17 protein-coding genes, 1 tRNA gene and 1 pseudogene are annotated in these 16,242 nt (G+C 64.4%); 13 read left to right on the top strand and 6 right to left on the bottom strand.

The window, feature by feature from the left end:
- The first annotated feature begins 194 nt into the window (after window positions 1–194).
- Window positions 195–977 (top strand): enoyl-CoA hydratase/isomerase family protein, encoded by a 783-nt coding sequence (locus M3A49_RS07510; protein WP_266228294.1) that lies wholly within the window; start codon window positions 195–197, stop codon window positions 975–977.
- A 14-nt stretch (window positions 978–991) separates the two neighbouring features.
- Complete coding sequence (locus tag M3A49_RS07505) at window positions 992–3,118, top strand: acetate--CoA ligase family protein (RefSeq protein ID WP_266228128.1); 2,127 nt, start codon at window positions 992–994, stop codon at window positions 3,116–3,118.
- A 63-nt stretch (window positions 3,119–3,181) separates the two neighbouring features.
- Here M3A49_RS07505 and M3A49_RS07500 read toward each other — a convergent pair whose 3' ends face one another.
- A complete protein-coding gene (locus tag M3A49_RS07500) occupies window positions 3,182–3,826 on the bottom strand; it encodes a diguanylate cyclase (RefSeq protein ID WP_266228127.1) in 645 nt (214 codons plus the stop codon).
- Between the two features lie 227 nt (window positions 3,827–4,053).
- On the opposite strand from M3A49_RS07500, the gene M3A49_RS07495 reads away from it, so the two are divergent.
- The 5 genes from M3A49_RS07495 (at window position 4,054) to M3A49_RS07475 (ending at window position 6,304) form a co-directional block, all read left to right on the top strand.
- Window positions 4,054–4,617: an Hsp20/alpha crystallin family protein gene (locus M3A49_RS07495; protein ID WP_266228126.1), complete on the top strand. Its 564-nt coding sequence runs from the start codon at window positions 4,054–4,056 to the stop codon at window positions 4,615–4,617.
- Window positions 4,618–4,662: 45 nt separating this feature from the next.
- A tRNA-Lys gene (locus tag M3A49_RS07490) sits at window positions 4,663–4,735 on the top strand.
- A gap of 306 nt (window positions 4,736–5,041) precedes the next feature.
- Window positions 5,042–5,482 carry an Hsp20/alpha crystallin family protein gene (locus tag M3A49_RS07485; protein WP_266228125.1) on the top strand — a complete coding sequence of 147 codons (441 nt, stop codon included), beginning with the start codon at window positions 5,042–5,044 and terminating at the stop codon, window positions 5,480–5,482.
- A gap of 34 nt (window positions 5,483–5,516) precedes the next feature.
- Window positions 5,517–5,930, top strand: coding sequence for an Hsp20/alpha crystallin family protein (locus M3A49_RS07480; protein WP_254354356.1), 414 nt, complete (start codon window positions 5,517–5,519; stop codon window positions 5,928–5,930).
- Window positions 5,931–6,010: 80 nt separating this feature from the next.
- Window positions 6,011–6,304, top strand: a complete 294-nt coding sequence (locus M3A49_RS07475) for a hypothetical protein (RefSeq protein ID WP_266228124.1) — start codon at window positions 6,011–6,013, stop codon at window positions 6,302–6,304.
- Here M3A49_RS07475 and M3A49_RS42645 read toward each other — a convergent pair.
- The 4 genes and pseudogenes from M3A49_RS42645 to M3A49_RS07465 form a co-directional block, all read right to left on the bottom strand.
- Window positions 6,258–6,428 (bottom strand): annotated as a pseudogene (locus tag M3A49_RS42645) (electron transfer flavoprotein-ubiquinone oxidoreductase); the annotation flags it as partial. The gene M3A49_RS07475 and the pseudogene M3A49_RS42645 overlap by 47 nt on opposite strands.
- A gap of 39 nt (window positions 6,429–6,467) precedes the next feature.
- The gene (locus tag M3A49_RS42640) at window positions 6,468–6,623 is read right to left on the bottom strand and encodes a hypothetical protein (RefSeq protein WP_416338929.1); all 156 of its coding nucleotides are present in this window, start codon (window positions 6,621–6,623) and stop codon (window positions 6,468–6,470) included.
- 96 nt (window positions 6,624–6,719) lie between these two features.
- Complete coding sequence (locus M3A49_RS07470) at window positions 6,720–7,493, bottom strand: electron transfer flavoprotein subunit beta/FixA family protein (RefSeq protein ID WP_266228123.1); 774 nt, start codon at window positions 7,491–7,493, stop codon at window positions 6,720–6,722.
- 44 nt (window positions 7,494–7,537) lie between these two features.
- Window positions 7,538–8,725, bottom strand: a complete 1,188-nt coding sequence (locus M3A49_RS07465; RefSeq protein ID WP_254339537.1) for an NAD(P)/FAD-dependent oxidoreductase — start codon at window positions 8,723–8,725, stop codon at window positions 7,538–7,540.
- A 192-nt stretch (window positions 8,726–8,917) separates the two neighbouring features.
- Between M3A49_RS07465 and M3A49_RS07460 the strand changes: the two genes are divergently transcribed.
- Both M3A49_RS07460 and hutG read left to right on the top strand, forming a co-directional pair.
- Complete coding sequence (locus tag M3A49_RS07460) at window positions 8,918–9,883, top strand: LysR family transcriptional regulator (RefSeq protein ID WP_266228122.1); 966 nt, start codon at window positions 8,918–8,920, stop codon at window positions 9,881–9,883.
- 37 nt (window positions 9,884–9,920) lie between these two features.
- Window positions 9,921–10,745: an N-formylglutamate deformylase gene (gene hutG, locus M3A49_RS07455; protein WP_266228121.1), complete on the top strand. Its 825-nt coding sequence runs from the start codon at window positions 9,921–9,923 to the stop codon at window positions 10,743–10,745.
- 228 nt (window positions 10,746–10,973) lie between these two features.
- Here hutG and M3A49_RS07450 read toward each other — a convergent pair whose 3' ends face one another.
- Window positions 10,974–11,576: a helix-turn-helix domain-containing protein gene (locus M3A49_RS07450; protein WP_254339532.1), complete on the bottom strand. Its 603-nt coding sequence runs from the start codon at window positions 11,574–11,576 to the stop codon at window positions 10,974–10,976.
- 260 nt (window positions 11,577–11,836) lie between these two features.
- Between M3A49_RS07450 and glnT the strand changes: the two genes are divergently transcribed.
- From glnT to M3A49_RS07430, 4 genes are read left to right on the top strand one after another with little or no spacing between them, the layout of a single operon-like run.
- A complete protein-coding gene (gene glnT, locus M3A49_RS07445) occupies window positions 11,837–13,216 on the top strand; it encodes a type III glutamate--ammonia ligase (protein ID WP_266228120.1) in 1,380 nt (459 codons plus the stop codon).
- Between the two features lie 12 nt (window positions 13,217–13,228).
- Window positions 13,229–14,137 carry a class II glutamine amidotransferase gene (locus M3A49_RS07440; protein ID WP_266228119.1) on the top strand — a complete coding sequence of 303 codons (909 nt, stop codon included), beginning with the start codon at window positions 13,229–13,231 and terminating at the stop codon, window positions 14,135–14,137.
- The gene (locus M3A49_RS07435) at window positions 14,125–14,814 is read left to right on the top strand and encodes a protein glxC (protein WP_254354349.1); all 690 of its coding nucleotides are present in this window, start codon (window positions 14,125–14,127) and stop codon (window positions 14,812–14,814) included. Before M3A49_RS07440 ends, M3A49_RS07435 begins: the two co-directional genes overlap by 13 nt.
- Before the next feature lie 26 nt (window positions 14,815–14,840).
- A complete protein-coding gene (locus M3A49_RS07430; protein ID WP_266228118.1) occupies window positions 14,841–16,202 on the top strand; it encodes an FMN-binding glutamate synthase family protein in 1,362 nt (453 codons plus the stop codon).
- Window positions 16,203–16,242: the final 40 nt, after the last annotated feature.

The following is a 16,242-nucleotide window of genomic DNA, read 5'->3' as shown; positions in this document are numbered from 1 at the left end:
TCCGGTCAAGGCCCCCGAGCCGCAGTGAGCCGTGGTTCGCCATGTCGAGCGTGAAAGAGCTCCTGTTTCACACAGTGGAACGACCCCCGTTCGAATCGAGACAGCCAACGCTATGCTCCATCACACGAGACGCTGCCTGTGCGGCAGCGCCGGCACCCAACTCAGATCGTCCACACCGAACAGGCATCACCCTCATGAATACCCCAATGATTCAACTTGCAGTGGAGTCCGGCGTCGCGGTCATTACGCTAGACCGCCCGGAAAAGCGCAACGCAATTACCGACGACATGCGCACTGAACTCATTCACGCGCTCGAAAACGTATCGTCCGATCCGGAAGTGCGAGCCGTCGTGTTGACTGGCAATGGCAAAGGCTTCTGTGCAGGCGGTGACGTGGGCGGCATGGCGCAGCGCATGAACGCGCCGACGGGTGAGGTCGCGTTCAACGGCTGGTCCCGGCAACAGCGCGTGCATCACAGCGTGAACCTGCTCTATTCGATGCCCAAGCCGATCATCGCAGCAGTGAACGGGGCAGCGGCGGGTCTTGGCGCCGACATGGCGTTGGCCTGCGATTTCGTCATCGCCTCGGAATACGCCAGTTTTGCATGGAGCTACATCCGGCGCGGTTTGATTCCGGATGGCGGCGGCCTGTATTTTCTTCCGCGGCGCGTGGGGTTGCCGCGCGCGAAGGACTTGATTTTCAGCGGCCGCCGGGTCGATGCGAAGGAAGCGCTCGACCTCGGTATCGCCGATCGCGTATGTGCTCCGCAGCGGTTGCTCGAGGAGGCACAAGCCTGGGCGCAGGAGCTTGGCCAGGGTTCCGCGACGGCGCTAGCGCTTGGCAAGACGCTACTGAACCAGAGCTATGAACTGTCCGCCAGTCAGGTATTTGCTCAGGGCAGCCAGGCGCAAGCGGTCTGCTATACGAGCCGTGAGCATCGCGAAGCGGTGCACGCTTTCCTGAACAAGGCGCAATGAGAATGGAAACCGACATGAACGCAATCGCCCATCTGATGCGTCCGGAAAGTGTCGCGGTGATCGGTGCATCGTCCGATCCCTCGAAGACGTCCGGCCGGCCCGTGGCCTACCTGAAGAAGCACGGCTTCGCAGGAACCGTCTATCCAGTCAATCCGCGCTACGACGCCATCGGAGGGCTGACGTGCTATGCGGACGTCGCGTCGCTGCCCGCTGCGCCCGACGTCGGTATCGTGCTGCTCGGTGCGGAGCGTGCGCATACCGCAGTCGCGGAATTGGCGAAGCGCGGCACGCGCGCGGCGATCGTGCTCGCAAGCGGCTATGCGGAGACGGGCGCGCAAGGCGCGCAACGCCAGGCGAAACTGCTGGAGGCGGCAGGCTCGATGCGGCTGCTTGGTCCCAATACCATCGGCCTTGTCAACCTGACTGACCGCATCACACTCTCGGCAAGCGGCGCGCTGGAAACGAATGGGTTCCGCGCGGGCTCTATCGGTGTGGTGTCCCAGAGCGGCGGCATTCTCGGCGCGCTGCTGTCGCGCGCGGCCGCGTGCGGCATTGGACTCTCGAAGCTGGTATCGACCAGCAACGAAGCCGATCTGGATATGGCGGATTTCATCGACTATCTCATCGACGACGACCCAACCTCCGTCATTGCGCTGTATATGGAAGCGATACGCCATCCGGAGAAATTTCGCGCCGCCGCACTGCGCGCCGCGCAAGCGGGCAAGCCCGTGGTTGCGTTCAAGATTGGCCGGTCGGAGTCGGGGGCACGTTCGGCCGTGTCGCACACGGGTGCGCTTGCCGGCTCGGATCGCATGTACGACGCGTTGTTCCGCCAGACTGGCGTGATCCGGGCGGCTACTTTTGCGGACCTGCTGGACCTTCCCAATGCACTCTCCATCGGCCGGCGGCCAGCGGGTAAGCGCGTCGCGATTCTGACTTCGACCGGCGGCGCGGGCACCCTTGTTGCCGACAGTCTGGGTGTCGCCGGCTTTGAAACGCCCGCTCCCGACGATGCGACGGCGGCCTGTTTGCGGGCCCTGCAAACAGGTGACCACGCCGTGCTCGATCGCAACCCGATCGACGTCACGCTTGCCGGCCTGCAGCCCGAGTTGTTGCGTGGTGCGATTCGAACCTTGCTTGACAGTCCCAGCTATGATGCAGTCGCCGTGATTGTCGGATCATCGGGACTGGCAATGCCCGATCTGATGGCGGGGGCGATTCGCGATTCCCTGCCAGGCACGAACAAGCCGGTAGTCGCGTACGTGAGTCCGCACGCGCCGGCGATTACCCGTTTGCTGAACGGTGAGGGTGTCCCGGCGTTCACGAGCCCTGAAAGTGCAACGAGCGCGATCGAAGCGATGTGGCGGTATGGCCAGACGTTGCATACGGGGCGTTCGGGGCCGACACCGCCCGCGCGTGTTCATTTCGACCAGAGCGAACTTCCCTCAGGCTCGCTCGATGAAGCACAGGCGAAAGCGCTGTTCGCACGGTTTGGCGTGCCGTCAGTGAGGGAGGTGGTGGTCAGTGACGCCGCCCAGGCTGAAGATGCGGCGCGTACGTTCGGCGAAAAGGTCGTGTTGAAGATGCTCTCGAACACCGTCACGCACAAAAGCGACATCGGTGGCGTTGCCGTGGGCGTGCCCGGGGGTTCCGTCGGCGCGCGTCTGAACCGGATGCGCGATGATGTTGAAACGGCAACGGGCGTGCCTGTGCGGGCTTTCCTGATCCAGGAAATGGTGGCAGGAGGGGTCGAAATGATTCTGGGACTCCACCGCGATCCACTCGGTACTGCCGTGCTTCTGGGCATGGGCGGGGTCACGGCCGAGCTGATCAAGGACACCTCGATGCGCATGCTCGATCCCGAGTGCGGTCTCTCGCACGAAGAGGCACTGGAGCTGATCCGGGAGCTGAAGACGTTTCCCCTTCTCGACGGGTTCCGCGGACGCCCGCGCGCGGACATTGATGCGCTGGCGTCTGCGATCGTCGCATTCGCCCGGATGGCGACCGAGCCGGGTTCCCGGCTGATCGAGGCGGAAATCAATCCGATCTTCGTATTGCCTCAGGGCCAGGGCGTACGGGCTGCGGATGGCGTCGCGGTGATCGGGCAGATTTTTGCGGAGGTCCCGCAACCCGGGCACTAGCACGTGTTGCCAGCAAACGCTCGGTTCAAGAGGGGGCGCGAATCGCAAATGTAACAAAATATTTCAACGCGGCAAAAGGATACGGCGGACGGTCCCAAGGCGGTAGACCGTACGTCCGAGGGCGCGCTTGCGCGCGCTGCGCGGCTGCGGCTCCACGGGGCAGGGCGGCTGCCGACCGCCGTCCGCATCCAGGCTGTCGTCGGCTTCGTCAAGCGCCCGCCACACGCCGCCCTTCACCGGTCGGAAGAGCCACCGCAGGTAGCCGCGTCGCGCGGCCAGTCGCATCAGGCCATCGCGATCATTCGCACCGTCGATGAGCGCTTCGTCGGGCGGCATGCCGTTTCCGTAGTCGCCAAACGCCTGGCGGCAGGCGAGCGCTTCGGCAGCGCCGGCGCCGATCGCATTGCAGCCGCGCCGCTCGATACGCTCGACCTCCCAGGCACCGAACTGCCAGGCCGCGTCGAGCAGCATGGCGTCGACGGCTTCCACGCTCTGCCAGGGCGCATCAATCTGGATGGCGGTGCCGGGGACTGGCCGCGCCGGTATCTCCACGCCGGGCAGCATGAGCGGCGTTGCGCGCCGGAAACCGTGCCAGTGGAGTATCGCGATGAGCGGCGTATTGACCCGCGCAGCGGCGCTGACAGTGACCGCGAAGAGCGGCAGGCGCACGCTTTCGGCCTGTTCCCGAAGCCTGTCGAATAGGTCCATGAAGCCTCCTGTGGCATGTTGCAAAGACCACTTGAAATTTCCGTTCCATGGGCTATTTTATGCATCGTTCCGGCAGCCGCGACAAGCGTTGCTGTCATGCAGCCATACTCCGGTGCGAAATCACTGGCGCTTGCGGCTACCCTTTACGGATCGCGAGGTCGCCGGGGCGCGCAATTGGCGCAGTCGATGCAATCCGGTTGTCCTTCCAGAACATGGAGGAGGATACGATGAGCCCTGATCCGAAAAGGTGGAATCCCTTCAAGTTCCTTCGAGCAGCCTCCCGCAAGTCCGATGCGCAAGGCCGGGAAAGCACGTCGGCGAGCGAAAACGAACGTGCCTCAATGCCCGACATCGCGCGACTGTTTTCACGCGAACCATGGCGCGCAATGGAGGAATTTTTTCTTGACCCGTTTGCGGGCCGTGGCGCGCTCGACCGGTGGTTTGGCGACTTCAGTTCGTCGCGTTTCCAGCCGCGTATCGACGTCGTCGATGAAGGACCGGTGCTGCGTGTGACTGCCGAACTGCCCGGAATGAAGCGCGAAGACTTGAAAGTGAGCGTCGAGGACGGCGCGATCGTGCTCCAAGGTGAGAAGAAGCAGGATGTACACAGTGAGGAGAACGGCTGCTACAGGCTGGAGCGTGCCCACGGGCGCTTCGTGCGCACGATTCCGATGCCGGAATACGCCGATCCCGGTCGCGCTCTGGCGAAGTTCGACAATGGGGTTCTCACGCTGACCATTCCGAAAATGGAACCAGCGCCGTCCGCGCGCCGGACGATCGATATCGGTTAGGGCAAGGACGCGAAAGCGCTGTGACGGCGAGGGTAAAAGTCGACCGGGTCGTTAGCTCAGCTGGTAGAGCAGCGGACTTTTAATCCGTTGGTCACTGGTTCGAATCCAGTACGGCCCACATCAAACCGGGGGTTGTGCGTCGCAGCGGCCACGGGACGCAGCGGCGTGCGCAAACTCGCGCCGGTCCCTGAAGCCTGTCGCCATCGTCTATGAAACTTCGCTCGTGACATGCTGCGGCGCCTCTTGAAATTTCCGTTCCATGCGCTATTTTATCCATCGCTCAGGCAGTCGCGACAAGCGCTGCGTGTTTCGATTTGTTTGTCGGCGGGGTTTCCCACGGACAGGCGGACTGGAGCGCGTGGTTCCATTCGGCGCGTGGTTCCGTTCGTCCTCCGTGTCGGCCCCGGTTTTCCAGGAGCCAGTCATGAGCGATCCCTTCTTCAGCACCGATCTGCTGGGCGAATTCGACCGCCTGCAACGGCAGATGGCCAGCCTCTTTGCGGGGTTTCCCGCAAGCCTGCGCGCTACGCGCACCGAGACGTTTCCGCTACTCAACATCGGCAGCACCGACGACAGTGTCGAGATCGTTGCGTTTGCACCGGGGCTCGATCCGGCGGCGATCGACGTCTCGATTGATAAAGGACTGCTGACGATCAGTGGTGAACGCAGGCCGCCCGAGCAGCAAGCGGGTGACGATACGCGCGTGTATGCCAGCGAACGCTTCATGGGCGCGTTCCGGCGCGTCATCGAGCTGCCCCAGCACGCGGATCCCGGGAACGTCAATGCGCGCTATGCAAATGGTTGCCTGACCATCAGCATCGGACGTTCCGAGGCGTCGAAGCCGCGCGCGGTCACCGTGCAGTGAGCACGGTGTGAACCATGAGATCACGGAGGACACCATGAACGACCGCACTGAACTGGCCACGGGTGCGACGCGCAACGACATCGCCGACCGTGAGCGCGGCGAACCCGCGAAGCAGCCGGCCCGCCTCACGCCCGCAGTCGACGTGTTGGAGGACAGCAGGGGCATCACGCTATATGCGGACCTGCCGGGGGTACCGCGCGAGAAGCTCGATGTGCGGGTACAGGACGGCAATCTGACCATCGAGGCGGAGGCGGTGATTCCGACACCATCCGGGCTGAGGCTGCAGCATGGCGAAGTTCGCCACCCGCAATTCCGGCGCGCCTTCGCGCTCAGCCCGGACTTCGACGTTTCGCGCATCGACGCGCAACTGCGCGATGGCGTGCTCAGGCTGACTATCCCTCGCCGTGAGGAAGCGAAACCCCGTCGTATCGAGGTGAGCGTTGGTTAGGCACATGCACAGGAATGTTTCCGGTCGTGCGGCGCAGGCCGCCGGGTCCGCGCCGTTTCGGCACATGCGCTCAGACAACCATGGACGATACACGCAATCAGAACTGGAAAGGCTTCGCGATCGAAACCAGCGCTATTGCTGTGCGGCACTGCGTACTTCCGCAGGGATCAGGCAGGTACATGGCCATTGTGCGTATCCGGCGCGGCGAGCAGACGGTCGAGGACTGGCACCTGCCTTGCGTCGCACAGCGCTGGGCGAGCGCGGACGACGCACATCAGGAGACGGTCGAGTACGCCATACGCGCGATCGATGCGGGGCGCTTCGCAGATACGGAACGCTTCGCAGATGCGAGGCCACCGGAATCAGCCGGGTGAAGTGATGCTGGTGATGCAGCGTCCACGGCACGTTGCCGCCCAGCAGCTTCTGCTCGATGCCCACCATCAGCGTGCCCAGGTACAGGCCCTTGCTCATCCACTGCTTGAAGTTGCGCGCCTTGTAACGCGCTCTCCACATTCCACTGTCCGGCGAGACTCACGATTACCGGAAAAATGCACTGGCTGGCCGGCGCGCGCCAGCAACTGACCGTCCTGCGAATGCAGGTCGATCGCTGCGGCGTCGATGGGGCAGCAGCGTACGGTCGTAGCCTGCGAACTGCGAGAACTTCGCGGGGCCATCGAGGGTCGCGATGCTCACGCACCACGGCGCGGCACCGTGCTGCTCCGCGCACGCGCAGCGTCACATTGGAAATCGATCCCACGTCGGTGTCGGCCAGGACCAGCGTTCTCATAGTCAAACTCCCACGGTTTCGAATACGCGTTGATCGGCGAGCGCTGCGAGCAGCGCTTCGACACTGTCCGCTTTCACGCCAGGCCCGCGCACGGGCGGATCGTTCAGTTTCAGCACGTGGCTGCGGGCGTTCGACACGCCGCCGAGCGCCGCCGCTTCGCGCGTGGCGAGCGCCTTCTGCTTTGCCTTGACGATGCTCGGCAGCGTCACGCGGCGCGGCTCGGCCAGGCGCAGATCGGCGCTGATCACGGCGGCGCCGTCGAACTGCCACGCGGCGGTGCCCGCATCGTCGCCACAGCTCGCGCGCCAGCCGCCGTCGATGGCGTCGAGCGTGCTCGCGTTGAGCGCCTGCGGCCAGCCCAGCAGCGCGGCGAGCATGGCGGCCACGCCGCCCACATCGCCGTCGATGGCCTGCTTGCCGCACAGCACGAGACCGTAGTCGACCTCGTTCATGTGTGCGGCCACGAGCCGCGTGACGGCGAGCGAATCGAGCGTGGCCGTGGCCGCCCCCGTGTCGATCAGCACCGCGTCGTCGGCCCCCATGGCGAGCGCGGTGCGCAGCACGTCCTGGTGCGCGGACAGGCCGCAGGTCAGCACCGTGACGTGCGAGGCCACCCCGGCTTCCTTCAGTTGCAGCGCTTTTTCGAGCGCGCATTCGTCGAACGGATTGAGCGACATCTTGAGCCCCGCCGTTTCGATCGCGCCGGCTGCGCTCACGCGCACGCGCACGTTCGGATCGACCACGCGCTTGACGGGCACGAGAATGCGGACAGTCATCTGTTTTCTCCTGTTTGCATGCAAAAGCACATTGCGTGCTGGCGTTACGACACCGCGCCCAGACCGTACTTGCCGGTCAGCAGCGCGCCGCTTGCAAAGCGTTCGAGTGCGTACGGTTGGAGAGAGACGTCGGTGGGCAGGCCGAGCGCGTGCTGGGCGAGCAGCTTGCCGATGCCCGGCGAGAGCTTGAAGCCGTGACCCGAGAAGCCGAAGCCCACCGTGAGGCCTTCCACGTCGGCAACGTTGCCGAGCACGGGGTTCCAGTCGGGCGTGACGTCGTACACACCGGTCCACGACGAGGCGAGGCCCGCCGTTTCGTAGGCGGGAAAATGTTCGGCCACCTGTGCGCCGACTTCGGCCACATAGTCGAGAGAGATCTCGCCCTGCTCGGTCTCGGGCGCATTGAGCGTTTCGCCCACTACACCTTCGGAGACCAGCATCTGGCTGCCGCCGTAGCTGCGGAAATAGAGCATGCCCGGCGAGCCGAGGTCCTTGAACGCGGGCATGGCGAACGTGTAGGGGGCGGCTTCGCATTCGAGCGCGAGCACGGTGTGGCGCTCGGGCTTAACCGGCAGCGGCACGCCGATCCATTCGGAGAGTTCAGGCGTCCAGATGTTTTGCGTGCTGACGAGCGTGCCGCAACCAAAGCGTCCCGCCGACGTTTGCACGCCCACCACGCGGCGGCCTTCGCGCACGAGGCCGGTCACGCGCACCCCTTCCATGATCTTCACGCCGCGGCGGCGCGCAGAGCGTGCGAAGCTGGTCGCGACGAGGTAGGCGTCGGCGAAGCCGGCTTCGGGCTCGAAGCCGATCAGCGCAGCGTCGTCGAAGGTGGCGATCGGCAGGCGCGCCTGCGCCGTCTGGCGGTCGAGCAGTTGTACCTCGATGCCCATTTCCTGCTGGGCGCGCAGCGAGGCTGCCAGCGGGTCGAGCTTGTCGCCCTCGGGCGCGCTGATCATGTAGCCGCATTTGACGAGGCCGCAGGAGGCTTCGTCGTCACCGAGATAGTCGGCGAAATTGTTGAAGGCCCACCAGGAAGCGCGGGCGAGTTCGACGTTCTGGCGCACCGAGTAATGCGTGCGCAGCAGCCCGGAGGACTGCGAGGTGGTGCCCGCGCCGATCGTGCCCTGATCGAGGACGAGAACGCTTTTCGCGCCGAGCGCGGCGAAATGGTGGGCGACGGACGTGCCGATCACGCCGGCGCCGATCACGACATAGTCAAAGTGGCTCATGGGGCCCCCGTGGGTGAACGATGGGCAAATTCTGCGTCCCAGGTGCGCGCCATTATTTTGTATTAGGCAAGCTTATGGCTCATCACCGCAAGCACTGATCCTCCGCGTGTTGGCCGTCCAGGGCCGCATCATGCGCAGACGGAGCGCAAAGCGGCCCGCGTCATTTGCACAAACATCCGTGGAGCATTCCTCATGAGACGCACCCAGGCGCCAATCGACCTCAACGCCTTGCAGGCTTTTCTCGCGGTGTGCCAGAGCGGATCGATGACCGGCGCGGCGAAGCAGCTCGGCGTGAGCCAGAGCGCGGTGAGCCAGGCCATCGCGGCGCTCGAGCGAGATCAGGGCGTCGTCCTGTTCGATCGCGAAAGCCGGCCTCCACGGCCGAACGTCGCGGGCCGCGCGCTGCTCGAACTGGCAGGCTCGCTGCTCGAGCATGCGCAGATGGTCAGCGCGCGCATTGGCGACGCATCGAATGCGGGCACGTTGCCGGTACGGCTTGGCTGCGTGGATTCGTTCGCGGCGACCGTGGGCCCGGAGCTGATTCGCGCGGTGTCGGGCTCGGCTCGGCAGATTGCGTTGTGGTCCGGCTTGACCCCTGGCTTGAGCAAGCAGTTGCACGATCGCGAGCTCGATCTCGCGGTGTGCACGCAGACGACCCTCAACGACGCACGCATCGTCGAGGTGCCGCTTTTTTCGGAGGCGTTCGTCGTGGTCGTCTCGCGCGCGTTGCTTGCGGAGCGCGGGAACATCGACTGGCGCACGCTTGTGCTCGAAATGCCGATGATCCGCTACACGCCTCGCTCGGTGATCGGACAGCAGGTCGAGCGCTATGCGCGGCACCTCGGCATCAACAGTCCGCGCCGCTATGAATTCGACGCGACCGATCCGCTCCTGAGCCTCGTCGCGGCCCGGCTCGGCTTCGCGATTTCCACGCCGTTGTGTCTCTGGCAGGCGCGCCATTATTTGCCCGAGATCGCCGTGTTGCCGCTGCCGGCCGGACGGCTCGGACGGCGCGACTTCTTCCTGCTGCATCGACAGGGCGAGTGGGACGCGTTTGCGCACGAGATCGTTGCGTTGACGCGGCGCGTGCTGGACGCCCCCATCAGGCCGGCACTCGCGCGCGCGCTGCCGCAACTGCCCGAAGACGCATTGATGTAGCGGATCTGCAATATTTTTGTACGAGAGGAGTGTAGCGATGTCCGAATTGTTTTCGCTGGAGCGCGGCGACGCGCCGTTGCTGGTATCGATTCCGCATCTGGGCACGCGGATTCCCGCGGCGCTGCGACATTTGTATACGGACGAAGCGCTCACCGTTGCCGATACGGACTGGCATCTCGATCGCCTTTATGCCTTTGTGCTCGAGCTTGGCGCGACGGTGATCGGCGCGCGCGTCTCACGCTATGTGATCGACCTGAACCGGCCGCCTGACGACGAAAGCCTCTATCCGGGCCAGACGACGACAGGCCTGTGCCCCGGCGAAACGTTCCGCGGCGAACCTATATACAAGCCCGGCTGCGCACCCGACGCGGCGGAGCGGGCCACGCGCGTCGCGCAATACTGGCAGCCGTATCACGACGCGCTCGCGGCGGAGCTTGCGCGGCTGCGCGAGCGTCACGCGAACGTGCTGCTTTGGGAAGCGCATTCCATCGCGAGCGTGCTGCCGCGCCTGTTCAACGACAAGCTGTCCGACCTCAACCTGGGCACGCAGGACGGACGCACGTGCGCGGCAGCGGTGCAGCAGGCCGCTGTCGATGCGATGGCCGCGAGCCCGTACAGGTGGGTCGCGAACGGCCGCTTCAAGGGTGGCTACATCACTCGCCACTACGGCGCGCCGGAACGGGGCATACATGCGGTTCAACTGGAGATGTGCCAGTCCACCTACATGAACGAGCATGCGCCATTCGACTACAGGGCGGAACTCGCCGAAGCCATGCAGCCCACGCTTTCCCGCATGGTTGGGGCGGCGCTCGACGCTGTGAAGGCGCTCGCACCGACGCTCCGCGTTCATAAGCATTTCTGATAATCGAGCGTAAGCCCGCGTCCCAATTCAGTGCAGCAGCGCACGGCAGGCAGGAAAACCGCGCACCGTCAGCAGGCAAACGCCGGTGCGAGCGAATCGGGAAGGTAAGCGGGACAGGGCCGGCGTGCGCGCCAGGCGTTTATCAGCAGGAATTTTTAGTTCATGATGATAAAAATGGCACGGACGTTGCATAAGAAGCAGCACAGGCGAGATTGCAAGGCTTGCGTCTCACTCGGCGGTTCCCGGCGGATAGATGAAGATCGACAGGAACTGGATGGGCGTCTTGATGAGGCGCTCGGGGCCGTGCGGAATATCGGCCTGGAAGGTGAGCGTGTCCCCGGGATGGAGGATGTAGGTTTGCTGGCCGTGGCGGTATTCGATCACCCCCTTGAGCATGTGAATGAACTCGGTGCCCGGATGCTCGAAGGTCGGAAAACGCTCCGCTTCGTCTTCGAGGGTGATGAGGAAGGGCTCGAAGGCTTTGCGCGGGCCCTGGTCGTAGGCGAGCAGATGGTAGGTGTGGCCGCGTTTGGTGCCCTTGCGAACGACTTCCATGCCCGCGCCTTTCTTGACGAGTTGCGCGTCGCCTTGCGGCACGTCGAAGTTGCGAAAGAGCGCGGAAAGGGAGACGCCGAGCGCCTGGGCGATGCGGTGCAGGACGTCGAGCCCGGTCGAGGTCTGCGCGTTCTCAATCTTCGAGAGCATGCCGCGGCTGATGCCGGCTTGTTCGGCCACCTGCGCGATGGTCAGCGCGTGGCGCTGGCGCAAGTCGCGAATGGTGGCGCCCAGAAAGCGCTCGAGCGCAGTTTTGCTGTCGTCCCCAGTGTGCATGATCGGCCTCGGTAGAAATGCTTGACGCGTAGCTGGCCGGCACGCAGTGGCGCGCGCCGGCTGTTTCACGCCATGAAGCATTGTTGCATGGGAGGAAAAGGAATTCCAGACGGAGCGCGTAACGAGAAGTGCGTAACGAGTGCGCAATGGCGGGTGCGCATGAGCGCCCTGAACGATGGCCAGCAAGTCCCCGGAACCGGCCCAGGCGCGATGTGCCCAGCCTCTTTCAACCGCAAACGGAGTTGGTGCAAGGAGTGACGATGAATCTGAACGACGCGAGTAAGCTGCCGCTCAGCGAGCCCGGAAGCGTGCCCCGTTTCGACTCGGCAGAAAACGCGCAAGGCTGGCTTGCTCAGCAGGGCGTGAAATACGTTTTGGCGCAGTTCGTCGACATCCATGGTGTCGCAAAGGCCAAGTCGGTGCCGGTCGCGCATTTGAAGACGGTGCTCAAGGCGGGAGCCGGCTTCGCAGGGTTTGCGATCTGGGGTGTCGGCATCGAGCCGAACGGCCCCGATTTCATGGCAGTCGGCGATCTCGCGACGCTCACGCCCGTTCCGTGGCAGCCGGGCCTCGCACGCATCGTCTGCGAAGGGCACGTGAACGGCGAAGCGTGGCCGTTCGATTCACGCGTCACGCTCAAGCGCCAGGTAGCACGCCTGACCGAGCGCGGCTGGACCCTTTTCACAGGGCTCGAGCCGGAATTCTCGCTGCTGCGCCGCTCCGCTAGCGGAACCCTCGAACCGTGCGACCCCAGCGACACGCTGGCGAAGCCGTGCTACGACTATAAGGGGCTATCGCGCACGCGGGTGTTTCTCGAGCGGCTCACCGAAGCACTGCGCTCGGTCGGCATCGACGTCTACCAGATCGACCACGAGGACGCCAACGGCCAGTTCGAAATCAACTACACGTACACCGACTGCCTGACGTCGTGCGATCACTACGTGTTCTTCAAGATGGCCGCGTCGGAGATTGCCAACGAGCTAGGCATGATCTGCTCGTTCATGGCGAAGCCGTTCGCGAACCGGCCCGGCAACGGCATGCACATGCACATCTCGATCGGCGACGGCAAGCGCAATCTGTTCGCCGACGGCGGCGACCCGCTGGGCATGGGCCTGTCGAAGCTCGGCTACCAGTTCACCGCCGGCATTCTTGCGCACGCCCCCGCGCTCACCGCGCTGTGCAATCCGACCGTCAACTCGTACAAGCGCCTCGTGGTGGGGCGCTCGCTCACCGGCGCGACGTGGGCGCCGGCCTATGTGAGTTATGGCGACAACAACCGCTCGACCATGGTGCGCATGCCCGGCGAGCGCATCGAACTGCGTCTGCCGGACGGCTCCTGCAACCCGTACCTCGCAACGGCCGCCGTGATTGCCGCGGGGCTCGACGGGATCGACCGGCAACTCGATCCGGGCGCGCCTGCAAACGAAAACCTTTACGAGTGGTCGTCGGAGCGACTTGCCGCGCACGGCATTGCGGTGTTGCCGCAAAACCTCGAGCAGGCGCTCGAGGCGGACACGCTGATCTGCGAAGCGCTCGGCCCCCTGGCCGGTGAGTTCCTCAAGCTCAAGCGCATGGAGTGGCTCGAATACATGCGGCACGTGTCCGACTGGGAACTCAAGAGCTACCTCGAATTTTTCTAAGGAGAACACACAATGTGTGGAATCGTAGGGTTGCTGGTGAAGACGCCGGCGCTACGCGAGCGGCTCGGCGAGCTGATGGTGCCGATGCTGATCGGCATGACCGAGCGCGGACCCGATTCGGCGGGGCTTGCGGTGTTCGGCAGCGAGGTGGATGCGAGCCAGCGCAAGCTGAGCCTCTACGCGGGCTTCACGGACGAGGGCGCGCAATTTCCCTGGGTCGCACTCGCCGACGCACTCAATCACGCCATGGACGTCACCGCGCGCTTCGACGCGAAGGGCAATCATGCAGTGCTCACGCTTCAGGGCGATGCGGAGCGCGTCAAGGTGTGGTTGCGCGAGCACTGTCCGAAGCTCTATCTGCTTTCCACTGGACGCTCGATCGACCTCTACAAGGACATCGGCTCGCCGGCCGAAGTGGCCGCGCGCTATGACTTCGCGAACCTCAAAGGCTCGCACCTCGTCGGCCACACGCGCATGGCCACGGAATCGGCCGTCACGCCGGACCGCGCGCATCCGTTCACGGCGGGAGAGGACTTCTGCCTCGTGCACAACGGATCGCTTTCGAACCCGTATGGCGTGCGCCGCAAGCTCGAGCCGCTCGGCATCCACTTCGAGACCGACAACGACACCGAAGCCGCTTGCCGTTTCATCGAATGGCGTTTGCGCGAGGGCGATGCGCTGCCCGAGGCGCTGCAAAAAGGCTTCGAGGACCTGGACGGCTTCTATACGTTCCTGATGGGCACGACGACCGAGCTCGCGCTGATCCGCGATCCGTTCGCGTGCAAGCCGGCCGTGGTCGCGGAGAACGACGACTACGTAGCGATTGCCTCGGAGTTTCGCTCGCTCGCGCATCTGCCCGATATCCGCAATGCGAAGGTCTTCGAACCCGCTCCCGAGGAGATGTACGTATGGAAAGCCTGAATTTCGACCTCGATACGCAGACGGTCCGGGACCTGAACCAATACCTGCACGGCGACACCGCGGCGCTGGCGGGGCAGCGCATCGCCGTCACGTCGCCGAATGGGGCACACAACATCGCCGTGGGCGTAGATGCCGACCTGCATGTGACGATCAAGGGCCACGCGGGCTACTACGCCGGCGGGATGAACCAGCAGGCGACGATCGTGATCGAGGGGAGCGCCGGCACGGGCGTCGCCGAGAACATGATGAGCGGCAAGGTGCATGTGCGAGGCTTCGCCTCGAACGGCGCGGGCGCTTCTGCGCACGGCGGACTGCTCGTGATCGACGGCGACGCGGGTCTGCGCTGCGGAATCTCGCTCAAGGGCGGCGACATCGTGGTGGGCGGCTCGGTGGGCAGCTTCTCGGCCTTCATGGCACAGGCGGGCCGCATGGTGATATGCGGCGACGCGGGCGACGCGCTGGGCGATTCGCTCTATGAAGCAGTGCTCTACGTGCGCGGCGAAGTGAAATCGCTCGGGGCGGACGCGCAGTACGAACCGATGAGCGATGCCGATCTCGACGCAGTGCGCGTGTTGCTCGCGGCGGGCGGGCTGGATCACGATCCAGCGTCCTTTAAGCGAATCGCGTCGGCACGCACGCTCTATCACTGGAACGCCGACGCCAACCAGGAATATTGAACACACGCTCTCTGAGAAGGTTCCCCATGGATGCCAAACCCGTTCAATTCGTTCGTTTGCAGCACGAAGAGTCGCACGGCTACGACCGCAAGACGATCGACTATATCCACTCGGCGGCACAGCGAGGTCTTTATGAAATTCGCGGTCTGGGCGCGAAGCGCCACGTGCCGCATTTCGACGACCTGCTGTTTCTCGGCGCCTCGCTGTCGCGCTATCCGCTCGAAGGGTACCGCGAGAAGTGCTCGACCCAGACTGTGCTGGGCACTCGCTTCGCAAAGAAACCTGTCGTGCTGGATATTCCGGTCACGATTGCGGGCATGAGCTTCGGCGCACTGTCCGCGAACGTCAAGGAGGCGCTCGGGCAGGCCGCGACGGCGATGGGCACGTCCACGACCACCGGCGACGGCGGCATGACCCAGGAGGAGCGCCGCTCGTCGAAGACGCTGGTTTATCAGTGCCTGCCGTCGCGCTACGGCTTCAATCCGGACGACGTGCGCCGTGCCGACGCGATCGAAATCGTGATTGGCCAGGGCGCAAAGCCGGGTGGTGGCGGGATGCTGCTCGGGCAGAAAGTCAATCCGCGCGTGGCGGCGATGCGTACCTTGCCAGCCGGCGTCGACCAGCGCTCGGCGAGCCGTCACCCGGACTGGACCGGTCCCGACGATCTGGCGATCAAGATCCAGGAACTGCGCGAAATTACTGACTGGAACACGCCCGTGTATGTGAAGGTCGGGGCGACCCGCACGTTCAATGACGTCAAGCTCGCCGTCCATGCTGGCGCTGACGTGGTCGTGATCGACGGCATGCAGGGGGGCACCGCGGCCACCCAGACCTGCTTCATCGAGAACGTCGGGATTCCGACGCTGGCTGCGGTGCGCCAGGCGGTGGACGCCCTCGAAGACCTGAACATGAAAGGGCAGGTCCAGCTGATCGTGTCGGGCGGCATTCGGACCGGAGCCGACGTAGCCAAGGCGCTGGCGCTTGGTGCAGACGCCGTCGCGATCGGGCAGGGCATGCTGATGGCACTCGGCTGCAATAGCGACAGCTACTTCCAGAACGGCGCACTGCATTCGGCGGCTGCCGACTATGCCGCGCTCGGCACGTCGCCGGGCTTCTGCCACCACTGCCACACCGGTAAATGCCCCGTTGGCGTGACGACCCAGGACGCCGTTCTCGAACAGCGCGTCCTGCCCGACGAAGGTTCGCGCCGCGTGCGCAATTACCTGAAGACGCTGAACATGGAACTGACGACGATCGCGCGTGCCTGCGGGAAGCAGAACGTGCATCACCTCGAGCCCGAGGATCTGGTCGCCCTGACCGTGGAAGCCGCCGCGATGGCACGCGTGCCGCTCGCGGGCACTTCGTGGATTCCTGGCTGGAACAATTAAATTCAGTTGGCTGGAATTTTTGACTCTGGGAAATTTAAGG

The organism is Paraburkholderia sp. CNPSo 3076 (assembly GCF_026343935.1).
GTDB classification, from domain to species: domain Bacteria; phylum Pseudomonadota; class Gammaproteobacteria; order Burkholderiales; family Burkholderiaceae; genus Paraburkholderia; species Paraburkholderia nodosa.
This window is presented reverse-complemented; position numbering and strand designations above follow the sequence as displayed.

Excerpts from the sequence above, each read along its gene's own strand:
- M3A49_RS07460 (WP_266228122.1), top strand. The coding sequence starts at position 8,918 with ATGAGACGCACCCAGGCGCCAATCGACCTCAACGCCTTGCAGGCTTTT.
- M3A49_RS07440 (WP_266228119.1), top strand. The coding sequence starts at position 13,229 with ATGTGTGGAATCGTAGGGTTGCTGGTGAAGACGCCGGCGCTACGCGAG.
- M3A49_RS07465 (WP_254339537.1), bottom strand. The coding sequence starts at position 8,725 with ATGAGCCACTTTGACTATGTCGTGATCGGCGCCGGCGTGATCGGCACG.
- M3A49_RS07450 (WP_254339532.1), bottom strand. The coding sequence starts at position 11,576 with ATGCACACTGGGGACGACAGCAAAACTGCGCTCGAGCGCTTTCTGGGC.
- M3A49_RS07475 (WP_266228124.1), top strand. The coding sequence starts at position 6,011 with ATGGACGATACACGCAATCAGAACTGGAAAGGCTTCGCGATCGAAACC.
- M3A49_RS07435 (WP_254354349.1), top strand. The coding sequence starts at position 14,125 with ATGGAAAGCCTGAATTTCGACCTCGATACGCAGACGGTCCGGGACCTG.
- M3A49_RS07505 (WP_266228128.1), top strand. The coding sequence starts at position 992 with ATGAACGCAATCGCCCATCTGATGCGTCCGGAAAGTGTCGCGGTGATC.
- M3A49_RS07510 (WP_266228294.1), top strand. The coding sequence starts at position 195 with ATGAATACCCCAATGATTCAACTTGCAGTGGAGTCCGGCGTCGCGGTC.
- M3A49_RS07485 (WP_266228125.1), top strand. The coding sequence starts at position 5,042 with ATGAGCGATCCCTTCTTCAGCACCGATCTGCTGGGCGAATTCGACCGC.
- M3A49_RS07470 (WP_266228123.1), bottom strand. The coding sequence starts at position 7,493 with ATGACTGTCCGCATTCTCGTGCCCGTCAAGCGCGTGGTCGATCCGAAC.
- glnT (WP_266228120.1), top strand. The coding sequence starts at position 11,837 with ATGAATCTGAACGACGCGAGTAAGCTGCCGCTCAGCGAGCCCGGAAGC.
- hutG (WP_266228121.1), top strand. The coding sequence starts at position 9,921 with ATGTCCGAATTGTTTTCGCTGGAGCGCGGCGACGCGCCGTTGCTGGTA.
- M3A49_RS07480 (WP_254354356.1), top strand. The coding sequence starts at position 5,517 with ATGAACGACCGCACTGAACTGGCCACGGGTGCGACGCGCAACGACATC.
- M3A49_RS07500 (WP_266228127.1), bottom strand. The coding sequence starts at position 3,826 with ATGGACCTATTCGACAGGCTTCGGGAACAGGCCGAAAGCGTGCGCCTG.
- M3A49_RS07495 (WP_266228126.1), top strand. The coding sequence starts at position 4,054 with ATGAGCCCTGATCCGAAAAGGTGGAATCCCTTCAAGTTCCTTCGAGCA.
- M3A49_RS07430 (WP_266228118.1), top strand. The coding sequence starts at position 14,841 with ATGGATGCCAAACCCGTTCAATTCGTTCGTTTGCAGCACGAAGAGTCG.